Genomic DNA, 13,704 nt, shown 5'->3' with positions numbered 1-13,704 from the left:
ACCCCCTTAAAGCGTTTAGCTCGGGAGATAAACCGCTGCGCCTGCGAGAACCGATCTAGTGCGACCGCGACTGCCCGGATTACTTCGAAGAGGCTGCGCCGGCGACGGCCGCGTCGCTCGAAGCACCAACTCCCCGACCCTAAGCAATTGCTCTTGCAATAGACAATTGCGCGCAACTTCATTCCCTGCGAAACTGTGGTACTCCGCCTCTTATGCTTGGCGGAGTTGGGAGGCACGAACTTGAATTCCCGGCAGGACAGCGGTGGCAACAGGCTGGACGACGCGGCGCGCGCCGGCTGGCTCTATTACGTTGCCGGCAACACCCAGGACCAAATCGCCGCCACGCTTGGCATCTCCCGGCAGACGGCGCAGCGGCTGGTGTCGCTCGCAGTCTCCGAAGGGCTGATCAAGGTGCGCGTCGACCATCCGATCGCCAACTGCCTCGACCTTGCGGCACGGCTGAAATCGCGCTTTGCGCTTGATCTGGTGGAGGTGGTGCCGAGCGACCCTTCTTCGTCCTCCACCATCATCGGCGTCGCCGAAGCGGCGGCGGCCGAGATCGAACGGCGGCTGCGGTCGCCGACGCCGATTGTCATGGCAATCGGCACCGGCCGCACGCTGAAGGCGGCGATCGAGCAGCTGCCGCCGATGGAATGCCCGCAGCACAAGGTGGTATCACTGACCGGCAACATCTCGCCGGACGGCTCCGCCGCCTTCTACAACGTCATCTTCACCATGGCCGACAGGGTCAAGGCGCGTTCGTTTCCGATGCCTTTGCCGGTCATCGCTTCCTCGCCCGAGGAGCGCGAGATGCTGCTCAGCCAGCCGATGATCCAGCCGACGCTGGCGCTTGCGGCCGAGGCCGACGTCACCTTTGTCGGCATCGGTGATCTCGGCCCGAAGGCGCCGCTTTACGAGGACGGCTTCATTTCGGAGGCTGAATTGAAGGCGCTGCAGAAGGCCGGCGGCGTCGCCGAGATCGTTGGCTGGGTGTTCGATCGCGATGGCCGCATGATCGAAGGCATCACCAACGACCGGGTGTCGTCGGCGCCGCTGCCGTCGCGCGAAAAGTCGCTGGTGATCGCGCTTGCCATGGGCGACCGCAAGCTGCCGGGTATCTTCGCCGCCGTCAACCGGCGGCTGGTCAACGGGCTGATCACCGATGAGCGGACCGCCGCCGCCTTGCTGGCCGGTGCATGATTTTTCGATAAAATGAGCGACACTACTGGTGCCGGCCGCAAGGATCGTTGCCGTCGAGAAAGCCCATGTCGCGCTGCAAATGCGGCGGCAGTTCCCGGACGTCGAGATAAGCGCGTTTGCGCGCCGCGTGCCTTGCCAATCCCCGCGCCAACCGTGAAAACCAGCCATGGGCTGGAGCAAGAAGCAGCTTTTCCTGTATCGTGGTCATGATCCTCAGCCTTCGCTATCTCTAGGCGAAATTGATCTTCAACACGGAATATCGGTCGGACCGGCCGCTGCCGCCAATCAAACGTCGATCACTGCCCATAAGGAGGGCTTATGCCGGAGCTCAATTCACGACAGCTGGTTTCACAGCTTCCTCCGCTTCAGGCGATCCGGGTGTTCGAGGCGGTGGCGCGGCACCTCTCGTTCACCAAGGCCGCCCGGGAGCTTGGCATGACGCAGGCGGCGGCAAGCTACCAGATCAAGCTTCTGGAGGAGCGCATCGGCGCGCCCTTGTTCCTGCGCCAGCCAAGGCAGATCGTGCTGACCGAACCCGGTCAACGCCTGGCGCCGGCGGTCAGCGAAGCGTTCGCGCTGTTAAGCGGGGCCTATGCCGCCGCGCGCACCGGCGCCGACGGCGTGCTTTGCGTTTCGACGCTGCTGACCTTTGCCTCCAACTGGCTGGCGCAGCATCTCGGCTCGTTCCAGGTCGCACATCCGTCGCTGGCGGTGCGGGTCGATACTTCGAACAGGGTTGTCGACTTTGCCAGAGAGGATATCGACATCGCCATCCGCTCCGGCGGTGGCAACTGGCCGGGCGTCGAGACCCATATGCTTTTCAGGGCCGATTTCACGCCGGTTCTCAGCCCAAAGCTCGCGGCCAGCATCGGCGGCGTCAACGAGCCGGCCGACCTGCTGCGGCTGCCGATCCTCGATCCGGGCGACATCTGGTGGCGGGACTGGTTTGCCGCCGCCGGCCTGCCGGTCGCGGAATTGGCCAAGCGCCCCGGCACCAGTATGGGCGCGCAGGCCTATGAGGCCAATGCCGCGATTGCCGGCCAGGGCGTGGCGATCGTCACCAAGGCGCTGTTCAAGACCGAACTTGCCGACGGCCGCCTGATCCAGCCTTTCGACCTGGTCGGTGACGACGGCCATGCCTATTGGCTGGTCTATCCTACGGCGCGACGCAACGTGCCAAAGATACGAGCCTTCCGCGAATGGATCCTGGCCGAGATCGCTTGCCAATAGGCTGAGGCAAAGCCAGCCGGACAGCGAAGCCCTGGCTTTTGGCGCGCGATGAGCCCGACCGAGCCCTTCCCAGATATCCCAGGCCAGACATCCCAGGCTTGCCGCTGCACGCGATAGGCATGCTGCGCTGCAGCAACGAATCCGGCTTGACATAATTCACAGCAAGTGAGTAATTGCTCATAGCCAAGGCAAATGCTCAGCTTGGTTCACGGGAGGAATTTTGATGAAACTTCGCACGCTCACCCTAGGTCTGTTGTCGGCCAGCGCCCTCGCTTTTGCCGCGCATGCCGAATCTATCACCATCGCCACGGTCAACAATGGCGACATGGTCCGCATGCAGAAGCTGACCGACGACTTCACCGCCAAGAATCCCGACGTCCAGCTGCAGTGGGTCACGCTCGAGGAAAACGTCCTGCGCGAGCGCGTCACCACTGACATCGCCACCAAGGGCGGCCAGTACGACGTGATGACCATCGGCACCTACGAGGTGCCGATTTGGGCCAAGCAGAGCTGGCTTTTGCCGCTCGACAAGCTCGGCGACGATTACGACGTCAAGGACATCATCCCGGCCATAGCCGGCGGCCTGTCGGTCGACGGCAAGCTCTACGCAGCGCCCTTCTACGGCGAAAGCTCCTTCGTCATGTACCGCAAGGACCTGATGGAGAAGGCCGGGCTCAAGATGCCCGATGCGCCGACCTGGGACTTCATCAAGCAGGCCGCCGACAAAATGACCGACCGCGCCAACGGCGTGAACGGCGTCTGCCTGCGCGGCAAGGCCGGCTGGGGCGAGAACATGGCCTTCCTGACCGCCATGTCGAACTCCTTCGGTGCCCGCTGGTTCGACGAGAACTGGAAGCCGCAATTCGACCAGCCCGAATGGAAGAACACGCTGCAGTTCTATGTCGATCTGATGAAGGCCGACGGCCCAGAGGGTGCGTCGTCCAACGGCTTCAACGAGAACCTGGCGCTATTCCAGCAGGGCAAATGCGGCATGTGGATCGACGCCACCGTCGCTGCCTCCTTCGTCTCCGATCCGAAGAACTCCACCGTGGCCGACAAGGTTGGCTATGCGCTGGCGCCGGACAATGGCTTGGGCAAGCGCGGCAACTGGCTCTGGGCCTGGTCTCTGGCCATCCCCGCCGGCACCCAGAAAGCCGACGCCGCTCAAAAGTTCGTATCCTGGGCAACCAGCAAGCACTATGCGGAACTTGTCGCTTCGAAGGAAGGCTGGGCCAACGTTCCGCCGGGAACGCGCTCCTCGCTCTACGCCAATCCCGAGTACCAGAAGGCGGCACCGTTCGCCAAGATGACGCTGGACTCGATCAACTCCGCCGATCCGACACATCCGACCGTCAAGCCGGTGCCTTATGTCGGCGTCCAGTTCGTCGCCATTCCTGAGTTCCAGGGTCTCGGCACCACTGTCGGCCAGCTCTTCTCGGCGGCACTTGCCGGCCAGTCAAGCGTCGACGATGCCCTGAAACAGGCGCAGGACGCCGCCACAGCGACGATGACCGAGGGCGGTTACATCAAATAAGGCTCCTCCCGGTGCCGGCAGCCCATCATGGCCGGCAAGGGCCGCCCGAATCCCAGTTCGGGCGGCCAGCTTCACACCGCTGAAAAACTTGGCTGACCTCGAAGGGTGACCGTCATGGCTACTCAGCAGACCCGTTCGCTTGCCCGCTTCATGATGGCGCCATCCGTGGTGCTGCTGCTGGTTTGGATGATTGTGCCGCTGGCATTCACGCTGTGGTTCTCTTTCCAGCAGTACAACCCGCTCAATCCGATCCGCGACGGCTTCGTCGGCTTTTCGAATTACGCGCTTTTCTATTCCAACCCGGCATTCCTGCAGTCGATCCTCAACACGCTCACCATCGTCGTCAGCGTGCTTTTGATCACGGTGATCGGCGGCACCCTGCTGGCCCTTCTGCTCGATCAGCCGATGTGGGGACAGGGCATCGTTCGCATCCTCGTCATCTCGCCGTTCTTCGTCATGCCGCCGGTGGCGGCACTCGTCTGGAAGAACATGATCATGCATCCCCAATACGGCGTCTTCGCCGACATTGCGCGTTTCTTCGGCGGGCAGCCGATCGACTGGTTCGGGCAGCACCCGCTCCTGGCGATCGTCATCATCGTCGCCTGGCAGTGGCTGCCGTTTGCGACGCTGATCCTGTTGACCGCGCTTCAGTCGCTCGACAGCGAGCAGAAGGAAGCCGCCGAAATGGATGGCGCCGGCTTCATCAGCCGCTTCATCTATTTGACGCTGCCGCATATGTCGCGCGCCATAACAGTGGTCATCCTGATCCAGACGATTTTCCTTCTGTCGGTCTATGCCGAGATCCTCGTCACCACCAATGGCGGCCCCGGTTATGCCTCCACCAACCTGCCCTTCCTCGTCTACCAGAAGGCATTGCTGGAGTTCAAAATCGGCCAGGCGTCCGCCGGCGGTATCATCGCGGTCATTCTCGCCAACATCGTCGCCTTCTTCGCCATGCGCGCCGTCGGCAAGAACCTGGACAAATAAGGGAGGAAACGATGGCACGTGCAGTCACCACCCAGCACAAAACGATTGCGACCGCGGCCGCCTGGATCGTTGCGCTGCTGATCTTCTTCCCGATCCTCTATACGATCATCACCTCGTTCAAGTCGGAGCAGGAGGCCATCCAGGGCTTCAACCTGTTCCCGTCGGGGACGTTCGAGAGCTATACCGAGGTCGAGGCGCAGAGCGGCTACTTCAAGTTCTTCCTCAACTCGGTCTTCCTTTCGGTCGGCTCGACCATTCTGGCCCTGATCGTCGCGGTTCCGGCGGCATGGTCGATGGCTTTCTCGCCGGGCAAGTGGACCAAGGACATCCTGATGTGGATGCTCTCCACCAAGATGATGCCGGCGGTTGCCGTGCTGTTTCCGATCTATCTGATCTTCCGCGATACCGGACTGCTCGACAGCCGCATCGGCCTGATGGTCATGCTGATGCTGATCAACCTGCCGATCGTGGTGTGGATGCTCTACACCTACTTCCGCGAGATCCCGGGCGAGATCCTGGAAGCCGCCCGCATGGATGGCGCATCGCTCTGGAACGAGATCATCTATGTGCTGACGCCGATGGCTGTGCCGGGCATCGCCTCGACCATGCTGCTCAACATCATTCTCGCCTGGAACGAGGCGTTCTGGACGATCCGGCTGACCACCACCGAGGCCGCCCCGCTCACCGCTTTCATCAGTTCCTTCTCCAGCCCGCAGGGGCTGTTCTGGGCCAAGCTTTCGGCCGCCTCGACCCTGGCGATCGCGCCGATCCTGATCATGGGCTGGTTCAGCCAGAAGCAGCTGGTGCGCGGCTTGACATTTGGTGCCGTAAAATAATGGGCGGTGCCGCGAAATAACGGACATGACGCAAACGACGAAATAGCCCTTCGGGGGAGGAAACTATGGGAAACATCACGCTCAAGAACGTCTCTAAATCCTTCGGGGCGACATCCATCATTCCCGGTCTCGACCTGGTCATCGAGGACGGTGAGTTCGTCGTCTTCGTCGGACCGTCGGGCTGCGGCAAGTCCACCCTGCTGCGTCTGATTGCCGGCCTGGAGGACACTAGCGGCGGCACCATCAACATCGATGGCCGCGACGTCACCGGTGAGGCGCCGGCCAAGCGCAAGCTGGCCATGGTGTTCCAGTCCTATGCGCTCTACCCGCACATGACGGTGGCCAAGAACATCGCTTTCCCGCTGAAGATGGCGGGCGAGGACAAGGCGACCATCGACAAGAAGGTGAAGGACGCCGCGCGCATCTTGAACCTCACCAACTATCTCGATCGCCGCCCCGGCCAGCTTTCCGGCGGCCAGCGACAGCGCGTCGCCATCGGCCGCGCCATCGTGCGCCAGCCATCGGCCTTCCTGTTCGACGAACCGTTGTCCAATCTCGACGCGGCGCTGCGCGGCACCATGCGGCTGGAGATCAGCGAGCTGCATCACCAGCTCAAGACGACCATGGTCTACGTCACCCACGACCAGATCGAGGCGATGACCATGGCCGACAAGATCGTCGTGCTCAACGCCGGCAATATCGAGCAGGTCGGCTCGCCGATGGAGCTCTACAAGACGCCGAAGAACCTGTTCGTCGCCGGTTTCATCGGCTCGCCGAAGATGAATCTGCTCGAAGGCGCGCCGGCAGCCAAATATGGCGCCAAAACCGTCGGCATCCGTCCCGAGCACATGAATATCTCAAAGACATCAGGCGACTGGAAGGCGACGGTCGGCGTCGCCGAGCATCTTGGCTCCGACACATTTTTGCATGTGCAAGCCGACGGCGTCGGTCCGCTGACGGTGCGCGCCGACGGCGAACTGGCCGTCCATCACGGCGACACGATCTATCTGACGCCGGATCAGGCCAAGCTGCATCGCTTCGGCGCCGACGGAAAGGCGATGGTGCAATGAGGCTGAAGAGTAAATCGGCGCTGATCACCGGATCGGCGCGCGGCATCGGCAGGGCGTTCGCCGAAGCCTATGTGCGCGAGGGGGCGACGGTCGCGATCGGCGACATCAATCTCGAGGCTGCCGAGAAGACGGCTTCGGAAATCGGCCGCAACGCTTACGCGGTGAAGCTGGATGTCACCGACCTCGCGTCGATCGATGCGGCGGTCAAGGCGGTCGAAGCTAGGACCGGCGGCCTCGATATATTGATCAACAACGCTGCCCTGTTCGACCTGGCGCCGATCGTCGAGATCACCAAGGCAAGCTACGACAAATTGTTTTCGGTCAACGTCGCCGGCACGCTGTTTATGCTGCAGGCAGCCGCCCGTTCGATGATCGCCCGCGGCAAGGGCGGCAAGATCATCAATATGGCGAGCCAGGCCGGGCGCCGCGGCGAGGCGCTGGTTGCCGTCTATTGCGCCACCAAGGCGGCGGTCATCTCGCTCACCCAGTCGGCAGGGCTCGACCTGATCAAGCACCGCATCAATGTCAACGCGATCGCACCGGGGGTCGTCGACGGCGAGCATTGGGATCATGTCGATGCCCTGTTCGCCAAATACGAGAACCGGCCGAAGGGCGAAAAAAAGAGGCTGGTCGGGGAAGCGGTGCCTTACGGCCGCATGGGCACGGCGCAAGACCTCACCGGCATGGCGGTGTTCCTGGCCAGCGAGGATGCCGAATACATCGTCGCCCAAACCTACAATGTCGATGGCGGCCAGTGGATGAGTTGAGGGGGGCGAAGGCGCTCTTCTCCCCGTCTCCTCCGCGGGGAGAAGAGCCGTCCCGCCAAAGGATAAAAACAGATGACCGTGAAACTCTCGTCCTCAATCCTCGCAAACCTGCCTCCCAAAGTCGCCGGCCCGAACTACGATCGCGCCTCGCTCAAGGCCGGCATCGTGCATTTCGGCGTCGGCAATTTCCATCGGTCGCACCAGGCCGTCTATCTCGACGACCTGTTCAATTCGGGTGTCGGCCATGACTGGGCAATTGTTGGCGCCGGGGTGTTCGAGGGCGAGAAGGTCGGCCGCGACAAGTTGCAGGAGCAGGACTGGCTGACCACGGTGGTCGAGCAGGACAGCGGCCATATGAGCGCGCGCGTCACCGGCGCCATGATCGACTTCCTGATGCCGGGCGATGCAAAGGCGATCATCGAGCGGCTAGCCGATCCGGCGATCAAGATCGTTTCCCTGACCATTACCGAGGGTGGCTATTTCATCGATCCGGCTTCCGGCCTGTTCAACCCGACGCATCCCGACATCGTTGACGATGCCCAACCGGGGGCGATGCCGAAGACCGTGTTCGGCCTTATCCTCGCCGGGCTGATGCGCCGCCGCGACGACGGTATCGTGCCTTTCACCGTCATGTCCTGCGACAACATCCCCCATAACGGCCACGTCGCCTCCGATGGCGTCATCGGTCTTGCGCGGCTGATCGACGAGGATCTGGCAAACTGGGTGAGCGAAAACGTCGCCTTTCCCAATGGCATGGTCGACCGCATCACGCCGGCCACCACCGACCGCGAGCGCGGCATTCTCTCCGGCGAGTTCGGCCTCGATGACAATTGGCCGGTGTTTTGCGAGCCGTTCAAGCAATGGGTGCTGGAGGACCGTTTCACCGACGGAAGGCCGCCGCTGGAACAAGTCGGCGTGCAGTTCGTCAGCGATGTCGCGCCCTATGAGCTGATGAAGATCCGCATCCTCAATGGCGGCCATGCGACCATCGCCTATCCGGCCGGGCTGATGGACATCCATTTCGTCCATGAGGCGATGCAGGAGCCGCTGGTGCGCGGCTTTCTCGACAAGCTCGAGCATGACGAGATCATCCCGACGGTGCCGCCGGTGCCGGACACCGTGCTGGAGGACTATTATCAGCTCATCGAGCACCGATTCTCCAACCCGAAGATCGGCGACACCATACGCCGGCTTTGCCTCGACGGCTCCAACCGCCAGCCGAAATTCATCATTCCGACCATCGCCGACCGGCTGAAGGCCGGCAAGAGCGTCACCGGCCTGGCGCTGGAATCGGCGCTCTGGTGCCGCTACTGCTTCGGCACAACGGATTCCGGTGCCGTCACCGAGCCCAACGACCCGAACTGGGACCGGTTGCAGGCGACGGCCAAGGCGGCCAGGGACATGCCTGCCGCCTGGCTTGCCATGGAGGACATCTATGGCGAAATCGGCCGCTCGGCCCCGTTCGCCGAAGCGTTTGCCCATGCGCTCAAATCGCTGTGGGCGGACGGTGCGCGCGCGACACTGACGCGCTATCTCGCCGGCGACCTCTGAAGCCGATCCAGCGTGATGACGCCTGAACTGGTCATTTTCGACTGTGACGGCGTGCTGGTCGACAGCGAGATGCTCTCCGTCTCGGCATTGCTCGACATGATCGCGCTCGCCGGCGGCACCGTCAGTGAGGACGCTGCCTATGAGCATTTCCTCGGCAAGAGCATGAAGAGCGTCCGTGAAATCCTCGGAAGCGACTTCGGGCTTGAGATCACCGACCAGCATCTGACCGAGATGCGCGCCGAACTGATGCGCAGATTCGGCGAAGAGCTGAAACCGATGCCCGGCATCGCACTGGTCCTGCCCAGGCTCGGCGTGCCGTGCTGCGTCGCGTCCTCCGGCACGCTGGAGCGCATCCGCTATGCGCTCGAGGTTACCGGCTTGCTTGGACTGCTGGAGCCGCATCTGTTCAGCGCCGCCATGGTGGCGCGGGGCAAACCGGCGCCCGACCTGTTTCTCCATGCAGCCGCAAAAATGGGAGCGGCCCCGCAAAACTGCCTCGTCGTCGAGGACAGCCCGGCCGGCATCGCCGCCGCGCGGGCGGCAGGCATGCGCGTCCTTGCCTTCACCGGCGGCTCGCACGCCGGCAACCCGGCACTGAAAGCGCGGCTTGCGTCGAGTGAGCCGGACTTTATATTCGCTGACATGCTGCAATTGCCCGATCTGATTGCAGGCCTGGGAGCGAGAGCAAGAACACCTTGATCAACAGTTTCGTTTGCGCGGTCGATGTCGGCACCGGGAGCGCCCGTGCGGGTATTCTCGACACCGGTGGTGCCTTGCTCGGCCGCGCCGAGCATCCGATCGCCATGAAACAGGCGAAGGCCGACCACGCCGAGCACGATTCACAGGATATCTGGTCGGCGGTGTGCATTGCCGTGCGGGCTGCCCGTGAAAAGGCGGGCGTGAAGGCGCAGGACATCGTCGGCATCTCCTTTGACGCGACCTGCTCGCTGGTGGTGCGAGACCGGCATGGCGGCCAGCTCAGCGTGTCGGTGTCAGGCGAAAGGCGCTGGGACACCATCGTCTGGCTCGACCATCGCGCCATTGCCGAGGCCGATGAATGCACCGAAAGCGGTCATGCCGTGCTCGGCTATATCGGCGGCGTCATGTCGCCGGAAATGGAGACGCCGAAGCTGATGTGGCTGAAGCGCAACCTGCCCGGAACATGGAATGAAGCCGGCTATCTATTCGACCTCACGGACTTTCTGACATGGAAGGCGACAGGTTCGCTCGCCCGCTCGCAATGCACGCTGACCGCCAAATGGACCTATCTGGCGCACGAAGAGACCGGCTGGCGGCGCGACTTCTTCGAAGCCGTGGGGCTCGGCGATATCTTTGAGCACGGCAATCTGCCGGAAAAGGCAAGCCCGGTCGGTGCCGATATCGGTCCGCTCGGCGCGCAAGCCGCGGCGGAGCTTGGCCTCACCGAAAAATGCCGGGTCGGCGCCGGCGTCATCGATGCCTATGCCGGCGCGCTCGGCGTGCTCGGCGGTTTCGCCGGTGACGCGACGAACATCGGCCGCCATCTCGCGCTGATTGCCGGTACGTCGAGTTGCGTCATGGCGATGTCGCCCGATCCGCAGCCTTTCGCCGGTGTCTGGGGTCCTTATTACGGCGCCGCCCTTCCCGGCCTGTGGCTGTCGGAAGGCGGCCAGTCGGCCACCGGCGCGCTGCTCGATCACATCATCCGCTGGCATGGCGCCGGCGGCGAGCCGGATGCCGCCATGCATGCCAGGATCGCCTGCCGCGTCGCCGAGCTGCGCGCCGCCGAAGGCGACAATCTCGCCGCAAGGCTGCATGTACTGCCCGATTTCCACGGCAACCGCTCGCCGCTCGCGGACCCGCATGCCGTCGGCGTCGTCAGCGGGCTGACGCTGGATTCCTCCTTCGACAGCCTGTGCAAGCTCTACTGGCGCACCGCCGTCAGCATCGCGCTTGGCGTTCGCCACGTGCTGGAAGCGCTGAACGAGAACGGCTATCTGATCGACACGCTGCATGTCACCGGCGGCCATACCAAGAACCCCCTGTTGATGGAGCTTTATGCCGACGCCACCGGCTGCACGGTGGTCGAGCCGCTGGCGGACGAGGCGGTGCTGCTCGGCACCGGCATGATTGCCGCCACCGCCGCCAGGCTTTTCCCCGATTTGAACGCCGCCTGCGTGGCCATGCAGCAAGGCGGCAAGACACGAGAGCCCAATCCGGCTGCCGCCGGCCGGTTCGACCGCGACTACCGCGTGTTTCTCGAAATGCACAGGCAAAGGCAGGCGCTGGACGCGATCAGATAGATCGGGATCGGCCGCTATCTCTGGTTCCAGCGCCGGACAACCGGCTCGTCAAGATCGCGCTCATAGCCGAGCACGCTTATGCTGGCGGTATCCAGCACGAAAAGCGCGCCGTCTTGCGGCGGCAGGCCGAGCCAGCGTGCGGCCAGCACCCTCAGGAAATGCGAGCTTGAAAACAGCAGGACATTGCCGTCGGCCTCGCGCAACTGGCTGACGATCCGGTCCGCCCTCGAGCCGACATCGGCGGCTGACTCGCCGCCCGGGCAGCCGTCGCGAAAAAGCCGCCAGCCGGGACGCTCGACGAGGATTTGCTTCGTGGTCAGTCCCTCATAAGCACCGTAATCCCATTCCGCCAGATCGTCCTTTTTCACGCCTGGCGAGCCGAAGCCTGCAAGCGCACAGGTGTTGAAGGCGCGCTGCGAAGGGCTCGACCACACGGCCGAGAAAGACGGGTCCTTGAGCCGATCGGCGACCCGCCTTGCCGCGTCCTCGCCGGACGGCGTCAGCGGTATGTCGGTCCGGCCGGTATGTTTTCCGGCCGCACTCCATTCCGTCTCGCCATGCCGAACCAGGTAGATTTCGGGAAACGCGCTCATCAGGGGTGCCTTTAAAATGGATCCGCCGTGACCATAGCGGCTTCCGTGGCCTCTCCAATAGCCTGCATTGAGCTGCCTGGCTTAACCCTTCCGCAAGTCAGCCTCTTGCCACCGGTGCCCATTTCATAGACAAACCCACCGTAAATGCGGGATCTGGCCGATCATGGCCGTTTCCGCGCTGAGACGCGGCTTCCGGCTCTTGCCGACGTGCCGCAATCGGATAGGCGGAAAAAATGTCTGCGATCGAAGCCGGCGCTCACGCGCCGGAAAACCTCTGGCGTCGGGAAATCAGGGCGATGCTGGCGCTCGCCTGGCCGATGGTGCTGACCAATCTCGGCCAGACCGCGATGACCGCCACCGATGTCATGATGATGGGGCGGCTCGGACCGGACACGCTGGCCAGCGGCGCGCTTGGCGCCAACCTCTATTTCATGCCGCTGATCTTCGGGCTCGGCCTGATGCTGGCGACCTCGCCGATGATGGCGACCGAGCTTGGCCGCCGCCGCCACTCGATGCGCGACCTGCGCCGTACCGTGCGCCAAGGCCTGTGGCTGGCGATCCTCATCTGCCTTCCGATCTGGGTCTTTCTCTGGCACGGCGAGGCCGTGTTGCTGGCCATGGGTCAGGAGCCGGCGCTGGCGCATCAGGCCGGCATCTATCTGCGTTGGCTTGAATGGGCGGTGCTGCCCTTCTACGGCTATATCGTCCTGCGCTCGTTCATTTCGGCGCTGGAGCGGCCGGGCTGGGCGCTGATCATCGTCTTCGTTGCCGTCGCCTGCAATGCCTTGTTCAACTGGTTGTTCATGTTCGGCAATCTCGGCATCCCGTCGATGGGCATCGCCGGCTCCGGCCTCGCCACCACGCTGTCCAGCACGCTGATGTTCGCCGGCATGGCGGCGGTGGTGATGCTTGAGCCGAAGTTTCGCCGCTATCGCCTGTTCGGGCGCTTCTGGCGCGCCGACTGGCCGCGCTTCAAGGGCCTGTTGCGGCTCGGCCTGCCGATCGCCGGCATTCTCGCCTTCGAGGTGACGATCTTCAACGCTGCGGCCTTTCTCATGGGCCTGATCGACGCGGCCTCGCTTGCCGCCCACGCGATCGCCATCCAGATCGCCTCGGTCACCTTCATGGTGCCGCTCGGCCTCAACCAGGCGGTGACGGTGCGCGTCGGCCTTGCCCATGGCGCCGGCAATCCGGAAGGTGTTTCCCGTGCCGGCTGGACCGCCTTTGTCATCGGCGTCTCCTTCATGGCGTTGATGGGGCTGGTGATGATCCTGTGGCCGCATCTCCTGATCGGCGCCTTCATCGATCTCGGCAATCCGGCCAATGCCAGGGTGATCGCGCTTGCCGTGTCATTCCTCGCCTTTGCCGCGCTGTTCCAGGTTTTCGACGGCGCGCAGGCGGTCGCCACCGGCATGCTGCGCGGCCTGCACGACACCAAGGTGCCGATGATCTATGCCGCGATCGGCTATTGGGGCATCGGCCTGCCGCTCGGCGTGCTGCTCGCGTTCCGTTTCGGCTTCAATGGCGTCGGCATCTGGATCGGCCTGTCGTCGGGACTGGCGGTGGTGGCGGCGCTGTTGCTGGGGCGCTGGCTGCGGCGCGACCATATCGCGCCGCCATTGGTATTCGGGCGTTGAAATCGATGGCGTCCCGC

Annotated in this window: 13 protein-coding genes; 11 read left to right on the top strand and 2 right to left on the bottom strand. The window is 63.5% G+C overall.

Annotated elements, in window-relative coordinates:
* The first annotated feature begins 240 nt into the window (after positions 1 to 240).
* A complete protein-coding gene (locus tag NKJ08_RS01510; RefSeq protein WP_352683017.1) occupies positions 241 to 1,200 on the top strand; it encodes a sugar-binding transcriptional regulator in 960 nt (319 codons plus the stop codon).
* Between the two features lie 22 nt (positions 1,201 to 1,222).
* On the opposite strand, the gene NKJ08_RS01505 is transcribed toward NKJ08_RS01510, so the two are convergent.
* Complete coding sequence (locus tag NKJ08_RS01505; protein WP_254815832.1) at positions 1,223 to 1,408, bottom strand: hypothetical protein; 186 nt, start codon at positions 1,406 to 1,408, stop codon at positions 1,223 to 1,225.
* 110 nt (positions 1,409 to 1,518) lie between these two features.
* Here NKJ08_RS01505 and gcvA point away from each other — a divergent pair, with 110 nt between their 5' ends.
* The 9 genes from gcvA (at position 1,519) to NKJ08_RS01460 (ending at position 11,457) form a co-directional block, all read left to right on the top strand.
* Positions 1,519 to 2,430 carry a transcriptional regulator GcvA gene (gene gcvA, locus NKJ08_RS01500; protein ID WP_352683020.1) on the top strand — a complete coding sequence of 304 codons (912 nt, stop codon included), beginning with the start codon at positions 1,519 to 1,521 and terminating at the stop codon, positions 2,428 to 2,430.
* Between the two features lie 223 nt (positions 2,431 to 2,653).
* The gene (locus tag NKJ08_RS01495; protein WP_352683022.1) at positions 2,654 to 3,964 is read left to right on the top strand and encodes an ABC transporter substrate-binding protein; all 1,311 of its coding nucleotides are present in this window, start codon (positions 2,654 to 2,656) and stop codon (positions 3,962 to 3,964) included.
* A 114-nt stretch (positions 3,965 to 4,078) separates the two neighbouring features.
* The gene (locus NKJ08_RS01490) at positions 4,079 to 4,951 is read left to right on the top strand and encodes a carbohydrate ABC transporter permease (RefSeq protein ID WP_352683023.1); all 873 of its coding nucleotides are present in this window, start codon (positions 4,079 to 4,081) and stop codon (positions 4,949 to 4,951) included.
* Positions 4,952 to 4,962: 11 nt separating this feature from the next.
* Entirely contained in the window at positions 4,963 to 5,787 is an 825-nt protein-coding gene (locus tag NKJ08_RS01485; RefSeq protein ID WP_352683025.1) for a carbohydrate ABC transporter permease, read from the top strand.
* A 65-nt stretch (positions 5,788 to 5,852) separates the two neighbouring features.
* Positions 5,853 to 6,857, top strand: a complete 1,005-nt coding sequence (locus NKJ08_RS01480; RefSeq protein ID WP_352683027.1) for an ABC transporter ATP-binding protein — start codon at positions 5,853 to 5,855, stop codon at positions 6,855 to 6,857.
* Positions 6,854 to 7,624, top strand: a complete 771-nt coding sequence (locus NKJ08_RS01475) for an L-iditol 2-dehydrogenase (protein ID WP_352525834.1) — start codon at positions 6,854 to 6,856, stop codon at positions 7,622 to 7,624. Before NKJ08_RS01480 ends, NKJ08_RS01475 begins: the two co-directional genes overlap by 4 nt.
* Before the next feature lie 72 nt (positions 7,625 to 7,696).
* Positions 7,697 to 9,175, top strand: a complete 1,479-nt coding sequence (locus NKJ08_RS01470) for a mannitol dehydrogenase family protein (RefSeq protein ID WP_352781018.1) — start codon at positions 7,697 to 7,699, stop codon at positions 9,173 to 9,175.
* A gap of 15 nt (positions 9,176 to 9,190) precedes the next feature.
* The gene (locus tag NKJ08_RS01465) at positions 9,191 to 9,874 is read left to right on the top strand and encodes an HAD family hydrolase (RefSeq protein ID WP_352781015.1); all 684 of its coding nucleotides are present in this window, start codon (positions 9,191 to 9,193) and stop codon (positions 9,872 to 9,874) included.
* Positions 9,871 to 11,457: an FGGY-family carbohydrate kinase gene (locus NKJ08_RS01460; protein WP_352781012.1), complete on the top strand. Its 1,587-nt coding sequence runs from the start codon at positions 9,871 to 9,873 to the stop codon at positions 11,455 to 11,457. The genes NKJ08_RS01465 and NKJ08_RS01460 overlap by 4 nt, the downstream gene beginning before the upstream one ends.
* 14 nt (positions 11,458 to 11,471) lie before the next feature.
* Here NKJ08_RS01460 and NKJ08_RS01455 read toward each other — a convergent pair whose 3' ends face one another.
* On the bottom strand, positions 11,472 to 12,053 hold the full coding sequence (locus tag NKJ08_RS01455) for a histidine phosphatase family protein (RefSeq protein WP_352525963.1): 582 nt from the start codon (positions 12,051 to 12,053) through the stop codon (positions 11,472 to 11,474).
* 230 nt (positions 12,054 to 12,283) lie between these two features.
* Here NKJ08_RS01455 and NKJ08_RS01450 point away from each other — a divergent pair, with 230 nt between their 5' ends.
* Positions 12,284 to 13,687 (top strand): MATE family efflux transporter, encoded by a 1,404-nt coding sequence (locus NKJ08_RS01450; RefSeq protein WP_352781009.1) that lies wholly within the window; start codon positions 12,284 to 12,286, stop codon positions 13,685 to 13,687.
* Positions 13,688 to 13,704 lie beyond the last annotated feature (17 nt).

It is taken from the genome of Mesorhizobium sp. M0244, assembly GCF_040321795.1.
In the GTDB taxonomy this organism is placed as follows: domain Bacteria; phylum Pseudomonadota; class Alphaproteobacteria; order Rhizobiales; family Rhizobiaceae; genus Mesorhizobium.
The sequence above is the reverse complement of the archived record's forward strand: the minus strand, read 5'-3'. Positions and strand labels throughout refer to the sequence as shown.